The sequence below is a fragment of the Pseudophaeobacter arcticus DSM 23566 genome, from assembly GCF_000473205.1.
GTDB classification, from domain to species: domain Bacteria; phylum Pseudomonadota; class Alphaproteobacteria; order Rhodobacterales; family Rhodobacteraceae; genus Pseudophaeobacter; species Pseudophaeobacter arcticus.
Map to the genome: position 1 here is coordinate 1470128 of NZ_KI421507.1, position 21995 is coordinate 1492122.

Here is a 21995-nt window from a genome sequence, read left to right on the forward strand (position 1 = left end):
TTGCCCCGATTAAAAGGCCCGATATAGAAACAATAAATCCTGAATGGTAAACAAAGACTAAAATTTTCAGAAAAATTGTCTCTATTTCCAATCGGGGCTGCGTTTTTCGATAAAGGCCTGCATGCCCTCAATGGTATCGGGTTGCATCAGATTGGTGACAATGACCTTGCTGGTATAGGCGTAGGCCTCTTCAATCGGCATCTGCAGTTGTTGGTAGTAGGCCTCTTTGCCGACTTTGACGGCGGCGCCAAGTTTTGCGGCGATCTTATCCGCCAGGGCACGGGTCTCGGCCTCCAGCTGCTCGGCTGGGACGGCGCGGTTGATCAGCCCCAGCTCAGCAGCGCGGGGGGCTGACATGAATTCGCCGGTGGTGAGCAGTTCAAAGGCGTGTTTACGGGGGATATTGCGGGATAGGGCGACCATGGGGGTAGAACAAAACAACCCGATGTTGACGCCATTGACGCCAAAGCGGCAATCGTCAGTTGCAACCGCCAGATCACAGGAGGCAACCAGTTGGCAGCCCGCTGCTGTGGCAATGCCATGGACCTGGGCGATGACCGGCTGCGGCAGGTTTTGCAGCCCCAGCATCACCGAGGTGCAGCGGGCAAAAAGCCCCTCAAAATAGGACTGTCCCTTGTCCTCTGCTGCGCGCCCAGCGGTCATCTGGCGAATATCATGGCCGGCACAAAAGGCTTTGCCGATACCAGACAGGATCACGGCCTTGATGCTGGTGTCGTCTTTCAGGGCATCAATCTGCGCCTGCAGCGCCGCCAGCATTTCATCCGAAAGCGCATTCAGGCGCTCGGGTGCATTCATCTGTAAATGGGCCACTGCATTTTTGTCGTGACGTTCCAGAATTGCCATCTTGCTCTCCTCCTAGGTTCCGGGTGAACTCTAGGGCGCAAAGAGGGAGAGGAAAAGCATGGGTTTGGCATTTGAGGCGAGAGAGTTGGAAGCCTATATGGCAGAGATCTTTCCGCAGGTCGCAGATGATTTTGCGATCGACGCACTGTCCTGGGAGGGGATTACCATGCGGCTGAAAGTGGCAGAACGCCATCTGCGCCCTGGTGGCACGGTGTCTGGCCCGTCGATGTTTGCGCTGGCCGATGTCACTGTCTATGCGCTGGTGCTGTCGCGTCTGGGCCGCAAGGCGCTGGCGGTGACCACCAATTGCTCGCTTGATTTTATGCGCAAGCCCGAGGCGGGGCTAGATATTATTGCCAAAGGCCAGTTGCTGAAACTGGGGCGCAGCCTGGCGGTAGGGGATGTTCATATGTTCTCTGCAGGATCGGATAAGATGGTGGCGCGGTCCACCATGACCTATTCGATCCCACCAGAGCGCTGAGCAGTGAAGCTTGAGCGTTACAGGATCGCAGTTGCCAGCGGCTGGCCAACCTTGACCAGGGTTTCCCGGCCTTTGGCGCTGTTTTCTACCAGATCAGGGCTAAAGCTGACCCGGCCGGGCTGAAAGACCACCACAACAGTGGAGCCACCGAACTTGAAATAGCCCTTTTCCTGCATCTTGTTGACGGGGCCGGAGGCCAGGGTGTTGATGATTGATCCCACCCCAAAGGCGCCAATTTCGCTAAAGCAATAGGTGTCAATCTTATCGTTTTTTATCAAGGTGTTGCAGCGCTTGTTTTCCCCAAAAACATCCGGGCCAGCGCCCAGGGCAATAGGGTTTACCGAATGCAGCGCTCCGGCAATCTCTTGGGTGGTTTCAATCTGGCCAGAGGCGGGGAAATGATAGCGGTGGTAGTCCGCAGGGCAGAGACGCACGATGGCCAGCGCCCCGCCCAGAAACTGCTCTGACAGACCTGGCAGCATTGATGTGATCGACATCGGATGGCCTTTGACCGGGACAAAGACATCTTTGTCCAGTTTGGGAAAGACCAGAACCCGTCCATCCGCCGGGGCGACAATCTCGCGCGGGTCATCGGAATAGGGGCGCGCTTCGGGCTTGAGGTGGCGGGCAAAGAAATCGTTGAACGAGCTGTAGGCCTGCGCGGGTCGCACCGCTTCCTCCATGTCGATGGAGAGCTCTTCAATGACCGAGGCGATTTTGCCGCGCGACAGCGGGCTGTCATACCACAGACCAAACAAGCGGCTTATTAGGGAGCTGCGAAACAACAGGCGCTCTATCAGGCTGGAACTGGCATCCTGATAGGCCCAGCGGATCCATTTTTCGCCCAGGATGACTTCGTCAAATACCCTGCCGCTGTCCCGGTCGACCACTTGAATTGGGGTGTTCTGCATGTGATCCGCCTTGCTGTGCCTTGGTCCTCGCCGCCTAGCAGAAGCGGGCGCAAGCGCCAAGAGGGGCTGGCAGGGCGGCGCCGTCAAAAAGGGCAGGGATGGATTGGTTATAGTTTTTAACTATAATAATCATTCCCGTTATCTGTTTGTCCAATGAGGGTAAGCTGTGCAAGCGTCACCGCACAGATGCCAAGGGGCACAGGCCTGCGCCGTTACGCCCTGAGAGAGCAATTCAGAACCGACAAAGGAGTGACACATGACATCGCGTAGAACGCTTTTAAAAACCACATTGGCTGCAGGTTTTGCCCTGGCTGCCAGCTTCACCACTGCCAGCTTTGCAATGGCAGAAGAGCTTGATAAAATTAAGGAAGACGGAGTAATCCGCATCGCCATGAGCGGCGCTTACCCTCCCTTTAACTTTGTCAACGACAGCAACGAGGTTGTCGGTTTTGATCCGGCCGTTGGTGCCGAGATCGCCAAACGCATGGGAGTCGAAGTTGAAATCGTCACCACCGCCTGGGACGGCATCATCGGCGGTTTGCTGGCCAATAAATATGACGCCATCGTCGGATCCATGTCGATCACCGAGGAACGTCAGCAAGTGGTTGATTTTGTTGGCCCCTATTACACCACCAAACGCGCTATCTTTGCCAAGCCGGGGGGCATCAGCTCGGCTGCTGAACTGGGCGACGCCAAGGTTGGCCTGACGCTGGGCGAAACCCATGAGGCCTGGGCCCGCGAAATGGGCTATGACGTGCGCACCTACAAGGGCCTGCCCGAGCTGCTGCTTGAGCTGGAACATGGCCGTGTTGACGTCATCGTCAATGACTCGATTGCTGCCATCCTGGCGATGAAGGAAACTGGTCAGGACTATGTCATGATCACAGATTTTGAGACCGAAGAATTTGGCGCCGGTATCGCCATCCGCAAGGGCAACCCAGAGCTGGCCGCCGCCATGCAGGGCGCGCTGGATGCGATGATGGAAGATGGCACCTATCTTGAAATCGCCAATAAATGGGTTGGCGGCGACATTCGCTAACCCCTAAAGACGCGGCCCCGTTTGGTTGTCTCTTTTGATCACCATCGGGGCCGTGCTATGCGCGACTGCCGTGCTGTTACGCAGGGCAGCAAAGACATAAGCGCGGTTTGAGGAGACAGACGACAGTGGACTATGCCTTGATGCAACGGGTCTTTCCCTTCTTTCTGGAGGCGGCCTGGATAACCATACTGCTGTCGGTGCTGACCGCCCTGTTGGGGGTGACCTGCGCCATGCTTGGCACTGCGGCCCGGCTGTCGCGGTTCCCGGTGCTTCGGTTTTTTGGGGCTGCTTATGTCAGCGTGTTTCGCGGTACTCCGGCGCTGATCCAACTGTTTATCCTCTATTTTGGCGGTCCGCAGATCGGTATCCAGCTGGATGCTTTTGAGGCCGGTGTTATTGGTTTGGGGGTCAATGTCGGCGCCTATATGACCGAGACCATGCGTGGCGCCATTATCTCGGTTGACAAAGGCCAGGGCGAGGCCGCCCGGACCCTGGGCATGAGCAAATGGCAGGCGATGCGCAATGTGATCCTGCCGCAGGCCATGCGCCTGATGATCCGCCCGCTGGGGGTGAATCTCAACACGCTGATCAAAAGCACCGCGCTGGTCGCCGCGATTTCGGTGGTTGAGCTGACCTATACAGCGCAGCGCTACATTGGCTCTACCTACAAACCCTTCGAGATGTTCCTGATTGCAGGCCTTTTGTACATGATCATCATCTATGTTGTCGGGCTGGCCGTGACCTGGGCCGACCGCAAAGCCCGCCTGAATTGATCGGGGAAAGGAAACCGCATGGGACTCGATTTTAGCGTCATTCCAAAATACCTCGACATCGTCCTCCTGGGGGCGCTCTGGACCATTGCCATTACCGTGGGGGCTGCGGTTGTCAGCTTTTTCGGCGGCATTTTTCTGGCTGTGGTCGCGCTCTATGCCCCTGCAGTGGTGCGTTGGCCCTTTCGGGTCTTTTCCTTCCTGTTTCTGGGCACGCCGCTGTTGTTGCAGTTGTTCCTGATCTACTTTGGCCTGGTGCAGGTTGGCGTAGACGTACCGGCCTTTGTTGCCGGGGTGATTGGCCTGGGGCTGCATTTTGCCGTCTATAACTCGGAACTGTTTCAAACCAGCATTCTGGCCGTCGACAAAGGCCAGGTCGAGGCCGCCCGCACCCTGGGCCTGTCGCGGATGCAGGCGCTGCGCAAGGTGGTGGTGCCGCAGGCCGTGCGCGACGTGATCCCGCCGATTGGCAACAATATGATCGCGCTTTTGAAGGATTCCGCCCTGGTCTCGGTGATTGGTGTCTCTGAGCTGACCCTGTCTGCGCAACGCGCCATTGGCAGCACCTATCGGCCCTTTGAATTCTACGTCCTGGTGGCGGCAATCTACTATATTATCAACCTCGGCATGGAGGCCGTCTTGCGCCGCGTGGAACGCCGCATTCAGGCCTCGAAATGAACCGGCAGGAGAAAGACATGAGCGAGCAGAAACCTTTCATCGATATCCGTCACGCCAAAAAGAACTTTGGCACATTGGAAGTTTTGAAAGATATCAACCTGCAGGTGGAGCGGGGGCAGATCGTTGCCATTATCGGCCCGTCGGGCTCTGGCAAAAGCACCCTGCTGCGGGCGATCAATGACCTGGATCCGCTGACCGGCGGTGAGATTTGGCTGGAGGACAAGCAGATCAATATGGATCTGCCCCATCGTCAATATGAACGTCATATCAATGAGGTGCGCCAGGAAATTGGCATGGTTTTCCAGCACTTCAACCTGTTTCCGCATCTGAAAGTGCGCGAAAACGTGACCCTGGCGCCAAAGATGCTCAAAGGTCTGTCCGAGGCAGAGGCAAACGCCCTGGCGGAGGAGCAGCTGACCAAGGTCGGCATGATTGAACGGATCGACTACTACCCCTCGCAGCTTTCGGGTGGACAGAAACAGCGGGTGGCAATTGCGCGGGCTTTGGCGATGAAGCCCAAGGTGATGCTGTTTGACGAGGCGACATCGGCGCTGGACCCAGAGCTGGTCGAAGAGGTGAACCTGGTGATGAAACAGCTCGCCGAAGAGCACATGACCATGATCATTGTCACCCATGAGATGGGCTTTGCCGAAAGCGTTTGTGATCGGGTTTTGTTTATGGATCAGGGGGTTGTAGTTGAAGAAGGCCCACCAGAGGTGATCTTTCGCAATCCCAAGAGCGCGCGCACACAGAATTTCCTGCGCAAACATCTGGCTGGCCAGAACGCCTAGCGATAACTACGCTGTTCAATCGGGGTCTTGTCGATTTCAGCAATCAGCCGATCAATCAGGATCTGTTCGGCGCGGTTCTTGGTCGCGTTTTCGCTCCAGACCAGATAGACGTCGATGGCGGGCAGATCCTTGTAGGGGGGCACCTGCCACAGTTGTCCGTCCTGCACATCGCGTTCGGCCACGTGAATGGGCAGCGGGCCAACGCCTAGGCCCGAAAAGATCATCCGGCGCACCTCTTCCAGATGGCTTGAGACGCCGGTGATTTTCTGCCCCAGGGCGGCCTGCGCCCGCATCACCGTGATGGGTTTCAAAACATCCTGTAGCCGGTCGGTCTCAAAACTGACCGAAGAATGCCCCTCCAGGTCCGCGATGGTCAGATCGTCGCGGCCAAACAGCGGATGCGGCGGGCCGCAGAACAGACCAAAATATTCGCGAAAGACCCGCCGGTATTCCAGATTCGGATGGTGATCCCCAACCAGGCAGATGGCAAAGGAGGCGCGTTTTGCGGCGACCTCGGCAATGGCCTTGGAGCTGGACAGCACCTCGATCTTGAGCGTGGCCAGCGGGTGGTCGCGGTGAAATCCTGTGAGAGCCTGGTTGATCAATGGGCTCACCACATGGCTGGCCATGGCAATCCGGACATGGCCGCGGACATCATCGGTCATTTCGCGCATCAGGGTCGACAACCGCAGCACCGAACCATTGATCTCCACCGCCTCACGGTACAGCAATCGCCCCGCTTCCGTCAGCGCATAATGGCCGGGAGAGCGGTTTATCAGCTTGCGGCCAACCCGGTCCTCCAACCGTTTTAACGCCGTAGAAACAGAGGGTTGTTTGAGCCGTAGCTGGCTTGCGGCATCGGTGACAGAGTGGCTTTCAGCCAGAACAACAAAGGTGCGCAACAGGTTCCAGTCCAGCTCGCGGGCGATCCGTTCCGGTTGGTAGTGAGGGTCATCTTCGCGCATAGCTCGTCTCTATATCAAGAATTCCAATTATCTATTTGATCTATACTAAGGGCTCTCGCATGGTTCCTTCAAGCCCGCATTCCGGCTGCCCGCATCTTTGCCGCACTTCTATAGCGCGACGATGTCAGGGCTGGACACCACAGCGGCAGGCACATGGAAAGCAAAGAATGAGCAATCTATTTTATCAGGCGCAGGGGCGCAGGCCGGTTCTGGATCAGGCGCGCGGCGTTTATATGTGGGACAAGGATGGCAAGCGCTATCTGGATGGTTCGTCGGGGGCGATGGTCTGCAATATCGGCCACTCCAACCAGGAGGTGCTGACCGCGATGCGCCGCCAGATGGAAAAGTCCACCTTTGGCTATCGGCTGCATTTTGAGACCGAAGCCTCCGAACAATTGGCGCAGAAGCTTGCCGGGTTGATGCCGGGCGATCTGAACCGGGTGTTCTTTGTGTCTGGCGGCTCTGAAGCGGTGGAAAGCGCCACCAAGCTGGCCCGGCAATATGCCTTGGCCAGTGATCAGGGCAGCCGCTGGAAAGTCATCTCGCGTGCGCCCAGCTATCATGGCTGCACATTGGGTGCCCTGGCCCTGACCGGTTATCGCCCGCTGACCGCACCCTTTGCGCCAATGATGCAGGACATGCCGAAAATCCCCGCGCCCCGGGCCTATCTGGACGGGCTCAACCCCGAGGATCCGACCACCGGCCACCACTATGCCGATATGCTGGAGGCAAAGATCATTGCCGAAGGCCCCGAAACTGTTCTTGCGTTTATCATCGAACCTGTCGGTGGCGCCTCCACTGGCGCGCTGGTGCCGCCCGAGGGCTATATGGAGCGGATCCGTGAGATCTGCACCCGCTATGGCATCTTGTTGATCATGGATGAGGTGATGACCGGGGCCGGCCGTACCGGCAGCTTTCTCGGCTCGGATCACTGGCAGGCGCAGCCCGACATTGTGGTGATGTCCAAGGGGCTGGGCGCGGGCTATATGCCCCTGGGGGCGGTGATTGCCGATGAGCGCCTGGTTGAGCCGATACTGGCGCAGGGCGGCTTTGCTCATGGTTTTACCTATGCTGGCAACCCGCTGGCCTGCGCCGCCGGGCTGGCGGTGGTGAATACCATCGAAATAAGCGGGCTTTGTGCCAATGCCGCCAAAATGGGCGAGAGCCTGTTGGCACGGCTCAATGGATTGATGCAAAAGCATGAATTGATTGGCGATGTGCGCGGCAAGGGGCTGCTGACGGCCTTTGAATTTATGGCCGACCGGGACAGCAAGGCGCCGCTCCCGGCTAGGCTGAATGCCCATCAGCGCTTTGTCGATCTGGCCTATGCAAAGGGGCTGATTGTCTATTCGCGACGCACGCGCGATGGCACCGAGGGGGATCACATCCTGGTTTGCCCACCGCTGATCGTGAACGCGGAGCATATCGACGAAATCATCGAGGGTCTTGATGCCAGCCTGGTTCAGTTCAGCCAGGACATCCATTCCGAACTAAAGGCAGGCTGACCCATGCGCAAAATTCTGATTACCTGTGCCGTCACCGGCTCTATCCATACGCCGTCGATGTCGCCCTATCTGCCTGTGACGCCTGCGGAAATATCTGATCAGGCGCAGGGCGCAGCCGCGGCAGGTGCAGCGATCCTGCATCTTCATGCGCGCAATCCCGTGACCGGCCAGCCTTCGGCCCGCGCAGAGGATTTTATGAGTTTCCTGCCGCAATTGAAACAATCCTGTGATGCGGTGTTGAACCTTTCAACCGGGGGCAGCGCGGTGATGACCCTGGATGACCGCCTGGCCGCCCCCAAACGGGTCGAACCGGAGATGTGCAGCCTCAATATGGGCAGCATGAACTTTGCGCTCTATCCGGCGGCGGCGCGGATTTCCGACTGGAAACACGACTGGGAACAGCCATTTCTGGAGAACTCGGATGATCTGGTGTTCAAGAACACCCCGCGCGACATTGCCCGTATCCTGACCGAGCTGGGGGTCGAGCGGGGCGCCCGGTTTGAGTTTGAATGTTACGACGTTGGGCATCTTTATATGCTCAAACATTTTGTCGATCGCGGATTGGTGCGAAAGCCCCTGTTCATTCAGTTTGTCTTTGGGGTGTTGGGCGGCATGGGGACGGATCCGGAAAACCTGATGCATATGAAGGTGATCGCGGACAAGCTGTTTGGCGATGATTACATGTTTTCGGTGCTGGCAGCGGGGCGTCAGCAGATGCCGCTAATCACCATGGCCGCCGCCATGGGCGGGCATGTGCGGGTTGGGCTGGAGGACAGTCTGATGATCTCGCGCGGGGTTCTGGCCAAGGATAACGCCGAACAGGTGCGCAAAATTCGCCGCATCGTCGAAGACCTTGGCCGTGAGGTGGCAAGCCCAGATGAGGCCCGCGATATGCTGGGCCTCAAAGGCGCTGACCGCACCGCGATTTAAAGTGATACAGAAGGACAGGCAGATGAAAGCGATCTTTGACGCGCGCCAATGGCACCACGACCCCAAGCATTTTATGGCCAACGGCAAGGCGCAGCCAAACCCGGAACAGCCCAAACGCATTGAGGTTCTTCAAAACGGAGCACTGGCGGCGGGCTGCACATTCTCGGAGCCGCAGGATGCGGGTCTCGGCCCGATTGCTGCGGTGCATACGGCGGAATATCTGACCTTTCTCAAGAATATCTACCGCCGTTGGCAATATATCAAAGATGCAGGCGAAGAGGTGATCCCCAATATTCACCCTGCCAACCGCAGCGACAGCTACCCCAAATCGGCCACCGGCCAGTCGGGTTACCATCAGGCAGATACCGCCTGTCCAATCGCCAAGGGCACCTGGGAGGCGGCCTATTGGTCGGCGCAATCGGCCATTTCAGGTGCCGATCACCTGCGCGAAGGCGGCCAATCCGCCTATGTTCTGGCCCGTCCACCGGGGCATCACGCCTTTGCCGATATGGCCGGGGGATTTTGCTTTCTGAACAATTCCGGCATCGCGGCCCAACGGCTGGCCGCAGCCGGGCTGCGGCCGGCGATTGTCGATGTGGATGTGCATCACGGCAACGGCACCCAAGGCATATTCTACAATCGTGATGACGTGTTGACCGTCTCACTTCATGCAGACCCCGACCGGTTTTACCCGTTCTTCTGGGGCCACGCCCAGGAGCGTGGCGCGGGCGCGGGGCTGGGCTATAACCTCAATCTGCCGCTGGCGCGCGGCACCGATGATGAGGGCTTTCTCAAGGCGCTTGATGTTGCGCTGGAACGGGTGACCCTGTTTGGCGCCGATGTCGTGGTGGTGGCTCTGGGGCTGGATGCCTCTATTGATGATCCGTTTCAGGGGCTTGCCGTGACGAAAGAGGGGTTCTCTCGTATTGGCGCGGCCTTTGCAAATCTTGGCCTGCCGGTGCTGTTTGTCCAGGAGGGCGGATACCTGAGCGCCAGTCTTGGCGAAAACCTGACCCGCTGCCTGACAGGCTATCAAAGCGCCACTTGACGGAAAGCGGCCTGCCCAAGGTCGCGACAATGAAAGAAGCTGACATGACAACCGCACTCTCCAACACTCAGTTGGCATATCTCCAGTCCCTGCGCCGGGAGCTGCACCAAAGCCCCGAGATCTCGGGCGAGGAGGCTGAAACCGCGGCGCGTATCACTCAGGAGCTGACGCGCGCCGGGGCGGACCGGATCTGGACCGGGCTTGGCGGCCATGGCGTCGCGGCGGAATTCCGGGGTCGGCAGGACGGGCCGACAGTCATGATCCGCTGCGAGCTGGACGCTTTGCCGATCCCTGAAATCTCGCAGGCGCCCTATCGCTCGCGGGTGGATGGCAAGGGGCATCTGTGTGGCCATGATGGCCATATGGTGATGGTGCTGGGGGTGGCGCTGGCGCTAAAAACCCGCCCTGCCTTGGGCCGGGTGATCCTGCTGTTCCAACCGGCAGAAGAGACCGGCGCCGGGGCCGCTGCGGTGATAAATGACCCGCGCTGGCCGGAGCTGAGACCTGATTTTGCCTTTGCCTATCATAATGTTCCGGGTCGACCTTTAGGTGAAATTGGTCTGTGCCAGGGGGTGAGTAACTGTGCCTCTCGTGGGATGAAGATCCGCTTTGACGGCAAAACCTCCCATGCGGCAGCGCCCGAAGATGGGGTCTCGCCGGGCTTGGTGATCGCAGATCTGATGCAGCGCCTGCCACTGCTGGGTCCAGGTGGTGAAATGGGGGATGATTTTGCCCTGGCGACACTGACCCATGCGCAGCTTGGCGAGGCAAGTTTTGGCATCGCACCGGGCGCCGGGGAGCTGCGCATGACCCTGCGCAGCCAGACCGATGCCAGGATGGCGCGCCTGGTGCAGGAGGCAGAGGCGCAGCTGGCGCGGGCCTTGGCAAAGGCTGCAAAGCAGGCCGGGGATGTGTCTGGCAGTGTGACTTGGCACGATGTGTTTTTGGCCACCGTAAATGAGGACAGCGCTCTCGCTATTGCCACCAGGGCCGCCTCCAGCCTTGGCCTGTCCACAGTGGCAATGCGCCATCCGATGCGCTGGTCAGAAGACTTTGGCCGTTTTGGCCTGGATGGCGCCAAGGCGGCGATGGTGTTTATCGGATCCGGCGAAGCACAGCCACAGTTGCATAACCCGAACTACGACTTCCCGGATGGCTTGACCCCAATCGGCGTGGCCCTGTTGGTTGAAATTGTCGACCAGCTGCTGGCGGAGCAAGGCGATGCTCATCCCGCGCCCAAAATCCTCCAGCTGTCAGATGTGCCCAATGACTGACCACCCAAACGACAGCGCCTGGTGCGAGATCTCCCCGGTGCAGATCTCGCAGAACCTGCGCCATACTCTGGATCGGCTGCCTGCGCAGACCCGGCTTTGTGCCGTTATCAAGGCGGATGCCTATGGGCATGGCATTGAAAACGTGGTGCCTGTGTTGATGGCCCAGGGGGTGCGCCATATCGGGATCTCTTCCAACGCCGAGGCCCGCGCGGTGCGGGTGGCTGGTTTTAGCGGGGCGATCCTGCGCCTGCGCACGGCCACACCAGATGAGGTCGAAAGCGCCCTGGGGGATGATGTCGAAGAGCTGGTAGGATCAGAAGAGGGGCTGCGGGCGATCCGGGACAGGCTGGGGGGGAGAGCCCTGCCAAAGCTGCATATCTCATTGAATGCCAATGGTATGTCGCGCGATGGGCTGGAGTTGTCGACACAGCAGGGGCGGCGTGCCTGTGGCAATATTCTGAAACTGGGGGCCGGGCGCATTGTCGGGCTCTGCACCCATTTTCCGTCAAATCATAGCGATGAGCTGGCGGAAAATATTGCAAGATTTCAACAGGATATTGCCTGGGTTTTTGCCAATAGCAGCCTGCGGCGTCAGGATGTTTTGACCCATGCCGGCAGTACATTGACCCTGGCTTCTGGATGCGATCCGCAGGTCGATATGATGCGCTGTGGCGCCATCCTGTTTGGCATCGCTGGTCCCAGCGCAGAGTTCCATCCCGCATTGACCTTGAAATCCCAGGTGATCAGCGTCGGATCCTACCCCAAAGGCAGCACAATCGGCTATGATCGAACCGCCGTTTTGCGCCGGGACAGGCGGCTTGCCAGCGTTGCTTTGGGCTATGCCAATGGTTACAGCCGTCAGCTTGCACAGGGGGCCGAGGTGCTGATCCGGGGACAGAACTGCCCGGTGATGGGGGCGATCTCGATGAATACCATCGTGGCCGATGTGACTGAGCTGCCCGAGGTTGCGATCAGTGATGAGGTGGTCGCCTTTGGCCAGCAGGGGGGGCGAGAGATCGGATCCCAGACGATTGAACGGCTTAGCGGCACCATCATGGCCGATCTCTTTTCCGATTGGGGGCAACGCAATCCACGTTTTATTTGTGACCGCGCTGCCCCAAATGTCTAGGGCGCGGCGGTCGTGGGGGCAGCTGCGAGGGCGCGATTGCAAGCGCCGGGTTAAGCGCCGGGACCTGACAGCAGCTCGGCGCCGCGCAACAGCTCGCGTACCGCGACCTCCTCTGTGTCAAAGGTGTCTTTGAACACCTCAACCGCCTTCCAGGGGTCGGCATCGCCGCACATGAACACATCAAAGGCGCCATAGCCGATCTCTGGCCAAGTGTGGACGGTGATATGGCTTTCCCCGAGAACCGCAACGCCCGAAACACCCTGCGGAGAGAATTTGTGGGTATGGATATGCAGCAGGGTTGCGCCACATAGGGCGGCTGCCCGACGAAAAGCGTCCTGAATGCGGGCTTCGCAGTCCAGCCCGGTCCCTTCCATCACCTCGATGATGAGATGGGTGCCGGCAAAGACCTTATTGTCACGGCAGATAAAGTGATCTGTGCGATCGGCCTGCGCCAGCGCCACCAAGGTTGCCGCAGTGGCCTGGCGGGGGCGGCCTGTGTCCGCCGGGCCTGTGTCTGCCTGGCCTGTGTGTGATGGGGCTGGCTGTGACGTCAACCCGGGGGGGAGGTCAGTGGTATCACTCACGTCTGCCACCTTGGGTATCCGTGCCGAGCAATCCGGTTGATCCAACGCGCACCTCTGGGCTTGACGGGGTCCTGTTGGTGGGCGGAACAGCAGCGCAACAAGATCGGGTGATAGGGTTTGGGCGGTGTCCCAAAATCGTGGTTCCATCTAGCATGAGCCACAGGCGCGCTGCAAGCCAGCCAGGCGTGACGGGCTTGGGTAGCAGGTCGTCAAAGATGTGAGGGGCAGAGCCGTGATGAAGGGGCTGACATAATAAAAAGGGCCGGGGACATGCCCCGGCCGTCAGTTGGTTCCTTTGCCCAGGGGATCAAGGGCGCCAGAACGGAAGAGTCGCTTGATAATGGGCTTCTGCGCGGGAGATCCCAATGTCATTCAGTTGCTCTGCGCTAAGATGGCGCAGCTCTGTTCGCGTCTTGTGACGGATGGACCATTTGGTGACGAGGACTGCAAAGGCAACGGCGACCTGTGCCAGCACCGGCAAAGCAGGGCGGCTGTTCAGGTAGGAGGTGTGCGAGGGGCTCTGGGTTGCAGAAGAAGTCATGGTCGTTTTCCTTTATTGTGTTGATACAATCCCAATTGTCTGTTATGTAAACTTGATACAATGAATAAAAGTGGCTGTCTAAGGATGGATTGTAATGGGTACAATTTGGTCGCCAGACCTCGACGGTAAATCGGGACCCAAATACCAGCGGGTCGCGGATACCATCCGCGCGGCGGTTGATGATGGCATATTGCAATGCGGCACAAAGTTGCCGCCAGTGCGGGAATTGGCCTATCAGCTCAGGATCACGCCGGGCACCGTGGCTCGCGCCTATACGCTGCTGACGGATGAGGGGCTGTTGCAGGCGGAAGTTGGCCGCGGCACCTTTGTCGCGGAAAAGCAAAACCGCGTCATGGATGATGTCTGGTCGCGCGAATTGCACCTGCAAGAAGCCAAAGATCCGCATCATGTCAGCCTGTTTAGTCCACGTATGGTGGATGTTGGCCAGGTTTCCGCCCTGCGGGAGGCGATGGAGAAAGTCTCCAGGGCGGATCCCTTGCTGTTTTTGAACTACCCAACGCGGGATGCCTATCTGCCGGTACGGCAGGCTGTGCTGCAGTGGCTGGAAGGGCATGCCTTGGGGCCATTGGGGGAGGCGGATGTGGTTCTGACCCATGGGGGGCAAAATGGTATCCTGACCGTGTTGCAGACGCTGCTGCGGGATCCGCAGCCGGTGATCCTGGTGGAGGATCTCTCCTATGCAGGGTTCCGACGGGCGGCAGAGCTGTTGCGGGCCAAAGTTGTCGGTGTGGCGATGGATGAGCAGGGAATTGTACCAGACTCGCTAGAGCTTGCGATTCGAAAGTCTGGCGCGCAGGTACTTTGTACCAGTCCAGAAGTGCACAATCCGACCGGCCTGTTTACCCCTCTGAAACGACGTCAAGAGATCGTCGAAGTTGCGCGGCGCCATGGGGTGCAGATCGTCGAGGATGATTGCTATCGCATGGGAGAGGCCAAGGCGCCAAGCTACCGGGCGCTGGCGCCGGATATGACCTGGCATGTGTTTTCGATTTCCAAGAACCTGACACCGGCGCTGCGGGTTGGCTTTGCTCTGGCGCCAACGGGGCGGTCGCAGGATCTGCGCCGGGCTGCGGAGTATAGCTATTTTGGTCTGGCGCAGCCTCTGGCGGAAGTCACCCGGATCCTGCTGTCAGATCCCCGTACCAAGGAGCTGGCGCGGGAGGTGCGCAAGGAAATGGCCAAATACGTCCGTGTTGCGGTGAATACACTGGGCGGTTTTGAGCTGGTCTGGAACGATGAGGTGCCATTTTTATGGCTGAAACTCCCGGCAGGCTGGCGTTCAGCCGCCTTTACCCGTGCAGCCGAGGCCAAGGGGGTTCAGATCCGGTCGGCAGATGAATTTGCCCTGCGTGATGGGCGCGCGCCCAATGCCGTGCGCATCTGCGTCAATGGCCATGTCAGTCTCAAACGGTTTGAAGAGGCCATGCAGCGGCTGCGCGCGCTGCTGGATAACCCGCCCGAACAAATCAGCGTGTGACCCGTCGGACGGGTGGGGTGTTTTGCGTTTCTTAATCTCTTCTGGCGAGCGGAAAAAGTCTACTTGGGGAGATAGAGGGGGGCGATAGTGTTTAGATGTCACGGGTGCGGCGGCGCTGGCCTTGGATTGGTAAATCGTTTTGGGGTATTATTATACCTATTTTTTAAACACTTGAAAACAAACAATTTAAACATGTTTGACGGCATTGACGCGGGGCGGGGAACTCCGTAAACCCTGTCCATCAAATCGGGCGCTGGACCTTTGTTCTGCGTCGTCACGACAAACAGGATTGACCTGCCATGAAAACCTTCTCTGCTACACCGGCAGATATCGACAAGAAATGGATCATCATTGACGCCGAAGGCGTCGTGCTGGGCCGTCTCGCATCGATTATTGCCATGCGCCTGCGTGGTAAGCACAAAGCAACCTTCACTCCGCATATGGACATGGGTGACAACGTCATCGTGATCAATGCCGAGAAAATCCAGATGACCGGCAAGAAGCGCGAAGAGCACTTCTACTGGCACACCGGCCACCCCGGTGGCATCAAGTCCCGCACCAAGCAGGAAATCCTGGAAGGCAAGCACCCCGAGCGTGTTGTCTATCAGGCCGTCAAACGCATGCTGCCAGGCAACCGCCTGTCGCGTCAGCAGATGACAAACCTGCGCATCTATGCTGGCACCGATCACGGGCATGAAGCCCAGGCGCCCGAAGTTCTGGACGTGAAGTCCATGAACAAGAAAAACACGCGGAGCTGATATCGATGACTGATCAGATCAACACTCTCGAAGAGCTGAGCGCCGTTGCAGGCGTTGAGGTTGTCGCCGAAGACATCATCGCCCGTGAACCTGTTCGTGACGAACTGGGCCGCTCTTACGCCACTGGTAAGCGTAAAGATGCGGTTGCGCGCGTCTGGATCAAGCCTGGCTCCGGCAAGGTCGTGGTGAACGGCAAAGAAATGAAAGCTTACTTTGCCCGTCCGGTTCTGCAGATGATCCTGCGTCAGCCGTTCACGGTTGCCGGTGTCGAAGACCAGTTTGACGTCTTCGCGACCGTCAAAGGTGGTGGTCTTTCCGGCCAGGCCGGTGCGGTTAAGCACGGTGTTTCCAAAGCACTGCAGCTGTATGACCCCTCCCTGCGCGGTGCTCTGAAAGCCGCTGGCTTCCTGACACGCGACAGCCGTGTTGTTGAACGTAAGAAGTTTGGCCGCCGCAAAGCGCGTCGTTCCTTCCAGTTCTCCAAGCGTTAAATTTACCGCATATGTGGTTTTGGGGGCTGCCTTCGGGCGGCCCTTTTCTTTTTGAACTCTCTGCCGATTTGATCCCAACCGGCTTGGGCCGTTTTGGTAAAACTCTACAGCTCGCTGGGGTGCTGGTGACCACGCGACCCAGTGACAGGCAATATGCGGGTAACACTATTGAGGGGACCCCTGCGGTGTTGGCTGAATTTGGGCTCTTGCTTTGTTGGACCGCGCCTTTGCAAAAGGCTGCCAACGCGGTCTTGAACTGCTGGCCCTGACCTGACCCAAGCCCAATGCGCGAAGATTTACGGTTGGCTTTGACCACGTTTGCCTGCGCCTTGAGGGGCGGCAATTGGGAGGCGAGCGTTTAAACAATGTTCAAACATTTTGTGTTTAAGAGGAGCCATGCCTCAGAACGAGTACCCCTATAGGAGAACCCAATGCTGAATGTCTCGAGCAGTAAAGAAGCACCGCTTGGCAACGGGAGAGTTGAAATTGGCCGTTTCACCTATGGTTATGACGGCATCAGTTTCCGAAATACAGAAGAAGGGGCCAATGTTGTGATTGGTTCGTTTTGCTCGATCGCGGAAGATGTGACAATCATCCTTGGGGGGCAGCACAAGATTAACCGGATTGCCACATTTCCTGTGGCGCAGGTCTTTCAGGATGAGCAACTGGCGGAGGGGGATCAGGGGCTGATGGATGTCACGATCGGCAACGACGTCTGGATTGGTCACGGGGTGACCATCATGCCGGGGGTCAACATTGGTGACGGTGCAGTCATTGCTGCCACGGCCACTGTGTTCAAGGATGTTGGTCCCTATGAAATTTGGGGCGGCAATCCAGCGACATTCCAGTGCAAGCGTTTTGAAGACGATATGATCGCGGCGCTTCGAAAGCTTGCTTGGTGGACCCTGCCTGAGGAACTCATCGAGGAAATGGCGCCGCTATTGTCGACCGTGCCAAATCCCGAATTGATCGAAGGGTTGCAAGCAATCGTGACGGACCTGGTGGTCTTTGCGGATGGGAGTGATGCCGCCGCCTAGCAGCGGGTTCGCCGCAAGAGGATTAAGAAGCGCCCCGGATCTGCGGGGCCTTTTTTCTGAGCAGAGACACCTTGCGGCTATGGCCGCGTCAGTTGTCTGGCTCGATCAGGCCCAGACCGCGCAGGTAGATGCCGATGCCGGTTTCCAGCAGATCCTCCGGGGGAAAGGGCGAGGTCGCACCGGGAGTGTTGCGGGCATAGAGCTCGACCACGCCGTGGCTCATCGCCAGGATATGGGCGGAAAACATCGAGGCAGGGGGGCGCCTGTCCGCCGGGATTTGCTGGCTGAGATCATCTGCGGCGCGTTCCAGGATATTGCGGGCGCGATTCGCGGCAGCGGCCAGTTCCGGGGAGCGGTTACTGGCAATCCCGCTTTCGAACATGGCGATGTAGTGGCCGGGATGTTTGCGCGCAAAGGCGAGATAGGCACGGCCTGTGGCCTCAAAGGCGGCCAGGGGCGACGGCTGATATTTGTCATAGGCGTGCTGCATCAGGTCGGCAAACATCAAAAACCCCTGACGCGCCGCCTCTGCGATCAGATCTTCGCGGCCTTCAAAATGGCGATAGACCGCCGCCGGGGTAACCCCGGCCTGTTTTGCAGCCTCAGAGAGGGTAAAGCCAGTGGGGCCTTTCTGTTCGATCAGACGCAGCGCCGCCTCAACCAGGGCCTGACGCAGATTGCCGTGATGATACCCACGTTTAGGCATCCCAGTTTTCCGGTCCGATGCAGATGTTTTCATTTATGGGTCCGATGGCTTTCTCATCTTTGTTTTTATAATCAATAGCATGCAGGACTGTGCGAATGGCAGAAAGACGCGCACGCCGTTTGTCATCAGAGCGGATCACACACCAGGGCGCATGGGTGCTGTGGCTTTTATTGAGGGTCTCGCCGATGGCGGCGGAATACTCCTCCCATTTCTCCAGCCCTTTGACATCAATCGGGCTGAGCTTCCATTGCTTCAGCGGATCGCTTTCGCGGGCCAAAAAGCGGCGTAGCTGCTCGGGGCGGCTGACGTTCAGCCAGAACTTGAACAGGATAATTCCATCGTCAACCAGGGCCTCTTCAAAACCGCCGACCTGATGAAAGAACCGTTTGCGCTGCTCTGGAGTGCAAAAGCCAAAAACATGTTCGACCACGCCGCGATTGTACCAGCTGCGGTCAAAAAACGTGATTTCACCGCCAGAGGGCAGGTGATCGACGTAGCGCTGAAAATACCACTGGCTTTGTTCGGGCTCGCTGGGTTTGGACAGGGCCACGACGCGGGCGCCCCTTGGGTTGAGGTTCTCGCGAAACCGTTTGATTGTACCGCCTTTGCCGGCCGCATCGCGGCCCTCAAACACAATCGCGACCCGCGCGCCACTCTCTTTGACCCAGGACTGCAGCTTGACCAGTTCGACCTGCAAGGATTTGATTTCTTTCTCATAGTCCTTGCGGGGCATGCGCTCCGAATAGGGGAAATTTGGTGCCAGAATGTCGTCCTTGTCACTGTCTTTGATACAGTTGGCCAGGTCTGTTGGAGCTTGGTTCTTGAAATAGCTGCTGATGGCGCCGTCAAATGGCAGTTTCATTGGCGAACTCCTCTTTGGTCAGGCCTTTATAGGGCAAGACCGGGGGGGATGTGAATCGCTTTCACTCAGATCAGGGGCCAGCCCAGGCGATATCCAGGTCCCGTGGCCGCAAACCGCCAGAGGCCTGCGCGCACAACGCAACACCAGGCGGCGCCGGACAGGATATCCTCTGGGCTAACGCTGCCTCTGTTGCTTAACGCTGGCGTCCGATATCTGCCATATCAAAGGGCGTCGATTGGTAGATCTCGTTGATCCAGTTGCCATAAAGCAGATGCGCATGGCTGCGCCAGCGGTTCAGCGGCGGGCGGCTGGGATCGTCATTTGGGTAGTAGTTTTGCGGAACATTGATTTCCGTGCCATTGGCGACATCGCGGTCATATTCCTGTTTCAGGGTGTCGCTGTCATATTCAAAATGGTTAAAAATATACAGCGCCTGATGTGCGGGGTCCTGCACCAGACAGGGGCCGGCCTCTTCGCTGCCCAGCAGGGTTGTCAGGCCGGGGGTCGCGTCGATTTCATTCTGGCGTATTTCTGTCCAGCGGGAGACCGGTATGACGCAGTCATCCGAAAACCCACGCAGATAGGGAGAGGAGGCGGCAAGGTTCTGATGGCGAAAGCAGCCAAAGGCCTTGTGGTCCAGCAGGTGTTTTTTCACACCATTGAAGTAGTTGATCATCGCCATGCCGCCCCAGCAGACGCCAAAGGTCGAGTGCACATTGGTCTGTGTCCACTCAAAAACCTCGCAAAGCTCGTCCCAGTAGGTGACCTCTTGAAACGGCATATGTTCAATCGGCGCGCCGGTGATCAGCAAACCGTCAAATTTCTGATCCTTCACCTCCTGAAAGGAGTGATAAAACTCTTCCATATGGGCGGCGGCGGTGTTGCGGGTCTGGTGCTCGGTCATCCGGATGAGCGACAGATCAATCTGCAAAGGGGTGGCGCCAATCAGACGGGCAAACTGGTTTTCCGTCTGGATTTTCTTGGGCATCAGATTCAGCAACCCGATGCGCAGGGGGCGAATGTCCTGACGCGCCGCTTGATCCGGCGACATGACCATGACGCCTTCGTTCGTCAGAACGTCATAGGCGGGCAGGTCAGAAGGGATCTTGATAGGCATGTCAGGTCCTCAATGTGGGGAAAATGTAGCGGCGTTCTGCTAGATAGGCCGGTTTGGTTTAGGGCTCAAGTGTCTGGGCGATCAACTCATTGAAATCAGCCTCAGTTTTGATCGCCGATATTTGATCCGCAGTGACGGTAACACCCCAGTTCTTTGCCATCGCTGCATAGCGCGGCTGGCGATGAGCCAGGGCCTGGGCATAGGTCCAGCGAATAAAAGCATCAGGGTCGACATCGCTCTCTGATAGACCCATTTGGTTGAGATAGTCTTCCCAGGTTTTTTGCAGGAAATCCGGTTGATAAGACATTGGTTTTGGGGCGCGGTCAAAGCGGCGGATCAGCTCTTCGGTATGGGCGTCATCGCCTTTGATCCAGACCAGAAGGCACTGTTTGGAGAGCTCTGTCAGGACGGGGTCCTTGGGGTCATCTGCATCGACCCATTCGCAGATTGACCCGCCCGTGTCGCAGATGAAATTTGGATAGTCATACAGCCGGGTAGCGCGGTCGGCAAAATACTGGGTGTCCAGCAGGGCGTGGATTTCGGCCATGCGGAACTGATCCTGACGGCGCTGATATTCTGCCATATCCAGCCCGCCCTTGGCAGGGTCGCCGGGTTTACCCAAATAGGAGGATACCGGGGTCAGGTTCTCAAAGGTGATATTGGAGCCAATATAGATCGAATCTGACAGCAGCAGATCCCGCAGGAAAGGGTTTTTCATCGCTTCGGATTTTGCATTGTCGGCGATATATTCGCCCATGTAGCGGGTGCCGATGCGGTAATCTACCGAGTAGTGAAACCAACTGCCTGCGTTGCGTAGGATGTTGCTGATATAGGTCTTGCCAAGACCGGACATCCCAAAGAACAAAATGCGTTTTTGCGGCGCATCGCGCCAGTCTTGTGCACTCTTATATAGCATTGACCCGTCTTCCCTATTTTCGTCTGGTCTTGCTAATCGGCTCTGGCAGGTTGGTCAATTCTACTGTGATGCCGCAGTTCTCAGGAAAGGCGGGTCTTGTTCAGGCCGATCCGCCCTGCGGCCTCGAGGATATTGAGGTAATTGGCGGCAAAGATCAGCCCGGCGCCGATGAATGTCCAGACCACGACGGCCTCGCCATAGATGACCATGGCCAGCACAGCGATCACCGGCAGGCGGGCAAAGTCAAAGGGGACCACCACTGTTGCCGGTGCGATGGACAGCGCATTGGTAAAGCAGAAATGTGCAGCCAGACCGGCCAACCCGATAAGCAGAACCCAGGGCAGGACCTCCAGGCTGGGCAGGGCAATGTCCCCATCCCATCCGGCCATGATCAGCCCCATGACCAGCTGCATGGAGGTGAGCCAAAACAGGATTGAGGCAATGCTCTCATGGCGGGTCAGCCGCTTGGTGAAAATAACGGTCAGAGCAAAAAAGACGGCACAGCTGGCGGCGGCGATAACCCCGGCGTTGAGCGTTTCCGGGGAGGGGCGGGCGACAATCAGGATACCCATGAACCCGAGCAGAACCGAAAATCCGCGGATCATGGTCAAGCGCTCCCCAAGCAGCAGGGGCGATAGCACCACCACCCAAAGCGGTGAGGTGAATTCAAGCGCAAAGACCTGCGCCAGAGGGATCAGGGTCACGGCAAAAAACCAGAGGTTTTGCCCAGTAAAATGCGCCATGTTTCGAAACAGGTGGCTGCTCAGGCGATCCGTTTTTACACTGCCCCAGTTGCCCCTTACCGTGATCAGCAGGGCCACGATGACCACCCCAACCAAACTGCGATAGCTCATGATTTCAAAGGTATCGAGCGTCTGACCCGCTTCGCGACCTGCAATCGCCATGGCCGAAAAAGAGGCGATAGCCCCCAACATCCACAAAGCCGCTGGCAGAATTTTGATCTCAGCAGTCATGGGGGATTCCTTTGGGTTCTGGGGCTCGCCATCACAGGAACCCGTATTTCTCGGTCGCGTCAATGGGGGGGGAACCATGGGGTAAAAGAAAGCCCCGGCACCGGGCCGGGGCTGATGGTTTTTAAT

24 protein-coding genes are annotated in these 21995 nt (G+C 57.9%); 14 read left to right on the top strand and 10 right to left on the bottom strand.

What is annotated here, in order from left to right; all coding sequences use genetic code 11:
- Window positions 1-81 precede the first annotated feature (81 nt).
- Entirely contained in the window at window positions 82-864 is a 783-nt protein-coding gene (locus tag ARCT_RS0111025) for an enoyl-CoA hydratase (protein ID WP_027240124.1), read from the bottom strand.
- A gap of 58 nt (window positions 865-922) precedes the next feature.
- On the opposite strand from ARCT_RS0111025, the gene ARCT_RS0111030 reads away from it, so the two are divergent.
- On the top strand, window positions 923-1345 hold the full coding sequence (locus ARCT_RS0111030) for a PaaI family thioesterase (RefSeq protein WP_027240125.1): 423 nt from the start codon (window positions 923-925) through the stop codon (window positions 1343-1345).
- A gap of 17 nt (window positions 1346-1362) precedes the next feature.
- Here ARCT_RS0111030 and asd read toward each other — a convergent pair whose 3' ends face one another.
- A complete protein-coding gene (asd, locus tag ARCT_RS0111035; protein WP_027240126.1) occupies window positions 1363-2256 on the bottom strand; it encodes an archaetidylserine decarboxylase in 894 nt (297 codons plus the stop codon).
- A 256-nt stretch (window positions 2257-2512) separates the two neighbouring features.
- On the opposite strand from asd, the gene ARCT_RS0111040 reads away from it, so the two are divergent.
- From ARCT_RS0111040 to ARCT_RS0111055, 4 genes are all read left to right on the top strand, one after another.
- On the top strand, window positions 2513-3295 hold the full coding sequence (locus tag ARCT_RS0111040; RefSeq protein WP_027240127.1) for a transporter substrate-binding domain-containing protein: 783 nt from the start codon (window positions 2513-2515) through the stop codon (window positions 3293-3295).
- Window positions 3296-3420: 125 nt separating this feature from the next.
- Complete coding sequence (locus tag ARCT_RS0111045) at window positions 3421-4068, top strand: amino acid ABC transporter permease (RefSeq protein WP_027240128.1); 648 nt, start codon at window positions 3421-3423, stop codon at window positions 4066-4068.
- Window positions 4069-4086: 18 nt separating this feature from the next.
- A complete protein-coding gene (locus ARCT_RS0111050) occupies window positions 4087-4743 on the top strand; it encodes an amino acid ABC transporter permease (protein ID WP_027240129.1) in 657 nt (218 codons plus the stop codon).
- A 17-nt stretch (window positions 4744-4760) separates the two neighbouring features.
- Window positions 4761-5534, top strand: a complete 774-nt coding sequence (locus tag ARCT_RS0111055) for an amino acid ABC transporter ATP-binding protein (RefSeq protein WP_027240130.1) — start codon at window positions 4761-4763, stop codon at window positions 5532-5534.
- Here ARCT_RS0111055 and ARCT_RS0111060 read toward each other — a convergent pair.
- Window positions 5531-6499 carry a LysR family transcriptional regulator gene (locus ARCT_RS0111060; protein ID WP_027240131.1) on the bottom strand — a complete coding sequence of 323 codons (969 nt, stop codon included), beginning with the start codon at window positions 6497-6499 and terminating at the stop codon, window positions 5531-5533. The genes ARCT_RS0111055 and ARCT_RS0111060 overlap by 4 nt on opposite strands.
- Before the next feature lie 167 nt (window positions 6500-6666).
- On the opposite strand from ARCT_RS0111060, the gene ARCT_RS0111065 reads away from it, so the two are divergent.
- From ARCT_RS0111065 to alr, 5 genes are read left to right on the top strand one after another with little or no spacing between them, the layout of a single operon-like run.
- Window positions 6667-8004: an aminotransferase family protein gene (locus tag ARCT_RS0111065; RefSeq protein WP_027240132.1), complete on the top strand. Its 1338-nt coding sequence runs from the start codon at window positions 6667-6669 to the stop codon at window positions 8002-8004.
- Window positions 8005-8007: 3 nt separating this feature from the next.
- The gene (locus tag ARCT_RS0111070; RefSeq protein WP_027240133.1) at window positions 8008-8934 is read left to right on the top strand and encodes a BKACE family enzyme; all 927 of its coding nucleotides are present in this window, start codon (window positions 8008-8010) and stop codon (window positions 8932-8934) included.
- A gap of 22 nt (window positions 8935-8956) precedes the next feature.
- Window positions 8957-9982, top strand: a complete 1026-nt coding sequence (locus ARCT_RS0111075) for a histone deacetylase family protein (protein WP_027240134.1) — start codon at window positions 8957-8959, stop codon at window positions 9980-9982.
- A gap of 44 nt (window positions 9983-10026) precedes the next feature.
- Window positions 10027-11256 (top strand): amidohydrolase, encoded by a 1230-nt coding sequence (locus ARCT_RS25870; RefSeq protein WP_205855523.1) that lies wholly within the window; start codon window positions 10027-10029, stop codon window positions 11254-11256.
- Window positions 11249-12385, top strand: a complete 1137-nt coding sequence (alr, locus tag ARCT_RS0111085) for an alanine racemase (protein WP_027240135.1) — start codon at window positions 11249-11251, stop codon at window positions 12383-12385. Before ARCT_RS25870 ends, alr begins: the two co-directional genes overlap by 8 nt.
- A 50-nt stretch (window positions 12386-12435) precedes the next feature.
- On the opposite strand, the gene speD is transcribed toward alr, so the two are convergent.
- Window positions 12436-12969 (bottom strand): adenosylmethionine decarboxylase, encoded by a 534-nt coding sequence (gene speD / locus ARCT_RS28650; protein WP_276202245.1) that lies wholly within the window; start codon window positions 12967-12969, stop codon window positions 12436-12438.
- Between the two features lie 307 nt (window positions 12970-13276).
- Entirely contained in the window at window positions 13277-13510 is a 234-nt protein-coding gene (locus ARCT_RS0111095) for a DUF1127 domain-containing protein (RefSeq protein ID WP_027240136.1), read from the bottom strand.
- Between the two features lie 94 nt (window positions 13511-13604).
- Between ARCT_RS0111095 and ARCT_RS0111100 the strand changes: the two genes are divergently transcribed.
- The 4 genes from ARCT_RS0111100 to ARCT_RS28805 all read left to right on the top strand — a co-directional run bounded on the left by ARCT_RS0111100 (window position 13605) and on the right by ARCT_RS28805 (window position 17294).
- Window positions 13605-15008 carry an aminotransferase-like domain-containing protein gene (locus tag ARCT_RS0111100; RefSeq protein WP_027240137.1) on the top strand — a complete coding sequence of 468 codons (1404 nt, stop codon included), beginning with the start codon at window positions 13605-13607 and terminating at the stop codon, window positions 15006-15008.
- 299 nt (window positions 15009-15307) lie between these two features.
- Complete coding sequence (gene rplM / locus ARCT_RS0111105) at window positions 15308-15766, top strand: 50S ribosomal protein L13 (RefSeq protein WP_027240138.1); 459 nt, start codon at window positions 15308-15310, stop codon at window positions 15764-15766.
- A 5-nt stretch (window positions 15767-15771) separates the two neighbouring features.
- Window positions 15772-16257, top strand: coding sequence for a 30S ribosomal protein S9 (gene rpsI, locus ARCT_RS25880; protein ID WP_036784764.1), 486 nt, complete (start codon window positions 15772-15774; stop codon window positions 16255-16257).
- A gap of 431 nt (window positions 16258-16688) precedes the next feature.
- The gene (locus tag ARCT_RS28805) at window positions 16689-17294 is read left to right on the top strand and encodes a CatB-related O-acetyltransferase (protein WP_027240141.1); all 606 of its coding nucleotides are present in this window, start codon (window positions 16689-16691) and stop codon (window positions 17292-17294) included.
- Between the two features lie 88 nt (window positions 17295-17382).
- Here the strand turns inward: ARCT_RS28805 and ARCT_RS0111125 are convergent, their stop codons facing one another.
- The 5 genes from ARCT_RS0111125 to ARCT_RS0111145 form a co-directional block, all read right to left on the bottom strand.
- Window positions 17383-18000 (bottom strand): TetR/AcrR family transcriptional regulator, encoded by a 618-nt coding sequence (locus ARCT_RS0111125; RefSeq protein ID WP_027240142.1) that lies wholly within the window; start codon window positions 17998-18000, stop codon window positions 17383-17385.
- Window positions 17993-18862: a polyphosphate kinase 2 gene (ppk2, locus tag ARCT_RS0111130; RefSeq protein WP_027240143.1), complete on the bottom strand. Its 870-nt coding sequence runs from the start codon at window positions 18860-18862 to the stop codon at window positions 17993-17995. The genes ARCT_RS0111125 and ppk2 overlap by 8 nt, the downstream gene beginning before the upstream one ends.
- A 193-nt stretch (window positions 18863-19055) precedes the next feature.
- Window positions 19056-19979: a homoserine O-acetyltransferase MetA gene (gene metA / locus ARCT_RS0111135; RefSeq protein ID WP_027240144.1), complete on the bottom strand. Its 924-nt coding sequence runs from the start codon at window positions 19977-19979 to the stop codon at window positions 19056-19058.
- 58 nt (window positions 19980-20037) lie between these two features.
- Window positions 20038-20895, bottom strand: a complete 858-nt coding sequence (locus ARCT_RS0111140; protein WP_027240145.1) for a hypothetical protein — start codon at window positions 20893-20895, stop codon at window positions 20038-20040.
- A gap of 80 nt (window positions 20896-20975) precedes the next feature.
- On the bottom strand, window positions 20976-21869 hold the full coding sequence (locus ARCT_RS0111145) for a DMT family transporter (RefSeq protein WP_027240146.1): 894 nt from the start codon (window positions 21867-21869) through the stop codon (window positions 20976-20978).
- Window positions 21870-21995 lie beyond the last annotated feature (126 nt).

Bases quoted from the DNA above. Each gene is read 5' to 3' on its own strand.
- ARCT_RS0111065 (WP_027240132.1), top strand. From the start codon at position 6,667: ATGAGCAATCTATTTTATCAGGCGCAGGGGCGCAGGCCGGTTCTGGAT.
- ARCT_RS0111140 (WP_027240145.1), bottom strand. From the start codon at position 20,895: ATGCTATATAAGAGTGCACAAGACTGGCGCGATGCGCCGCAAAAACGC.
- ARCT_RS0111030 (WP_027240125.1), top strand. From the start codon at position 923: ATGGGTTTGGCATTTGAGGCGAGAGAGTTGGAAGCCTATATGGCAGAG.
- ARCT_RS0111070 (WP_027240133.1), top strand. From the start codon at position 8,008: ATGCGCAAAATTCTGATTACCTGTGCCGTCACCGGCTCTATCCATACG.
- ARCT_RS0111040 (WP_027240127.1), top strand. From the start codon at position 2,513: ATGACATCGCGTAGAACGCTTTTAAAAACCACATTGGCTGCAGGTTTT.
- ARCT_RS0111075 (WP_027240134.1), top strand. From the start codon at position 8,957: ATGAAAGCGATCTTTGACGCGCGCCAATGGCACCACGACCCCAAGCAT.
- ppk2 (WP_027240143.1), bottom strand. From the start codon at position 18,862: ATGAAACTGCCATTTGACGGCGCCATCAGCAGCTATTTCAAGAACCAA.
- ARCT_RS0111025 (WP_027240124.1), bottom strand. From the start codon at position 864: ATGGCAATTCTGGAACGTCACGACAAAAATGCAGTGGCCCATTTACAG.
- ARCT_RS25870 (WP_205855523.1), top strand. From the start codon at position 10,027: ATGACAACCGCACTCTCCAACACTCAGTTGGCATATCTCCAGTCCCTG.
- ARCT_RS0111145 (WP_027240146.1), bottom strand. From the start codon at position 21,869: ATGACTGCTGAGATCAAAATTCTGCCAGCGGCTTTGTGGATGTTGGGG.
- metA (WP_027240144.1), bottom strand. From the start codon at position 19,979: ATGCCTATCAAGATCCCTTCTGACCTGCCCGCCTATGACGTTCTGACG.
- asd (WP_027240126.1), bottom strand. From the start codon at position 2,256: ATGCAGAACACCCCAATTCAAGTGGTCGACCGGGACAGCGGCAGGGTA.
- ARCT_RS0111100 (WP_027240137.1), top strand. From the start codon at position 13,605: ATGGGTACAATTTGGTCGCCAGACCTCGACGGTAAATCGGGACCCAAA.
- rpsI (WP_036784764.1), top strand. From the start codon at position 15,772: ATGACTGATCAGATCAACACTCTCGAAGAGCTGAGCGCCGTTGCAGGC.
- ARCT_RS0111095 (WP_027240136.1), bottom strand. From the start codon at position 13,510: ATGACTTCTTCTGCAACCCAGAGCCCCTCGCACACCTCCTACCTGAAC.
- ARCT_RS0111125 (WP_027240142.1), bottom strand. From the start codon at position 18,000: ATGCCTAAACGTGGGTATCATCACGGCAATCTGCGTCAGGCCCTGGTT.
- ARCT_RS0111050 (WP_027240129.1), top strand. From the start codon at position 4,087: ATGGGACTCGATTTTAGCGTCATTCCAAAATACCTCGACATCGTCCTC.
- ARCT_RS0111060 (WP_027240131.1), bottom strand. From the start codon at position 6,499: ATGCGCGAAGATGACCCTCACTACCAACCGGAACGGATCGCCCGCGAG.
- alr (WP_027240135.1), top strand. From the start codon at position 11,249: ATGACTGACCACCCAAACGACAGCGCCTGGTGCGAGATCTCCCCGGTG.
- ARCT_RS28805 (WP_027240141.1), top strand. From the start codon at position 16,689: ATGCTGAATGTCTCGAGCAGTAAAGAAGCACCGCTTGGCAACGGGAGA.
- rplM (WP_027240138.1), top strand. From the start codon at position 15,308: ATGAAAACCTTCTCTGCTACACCGGCAGATATCGACAAGAAATGGATC.
- ARCT_RS0111055 (WP_027240130.1), top strand. From the start codon at position 4,761: ATGAGCGAGCAGAAACCTTTCATCGATATCCGTCACGCCAAAAAGAAC.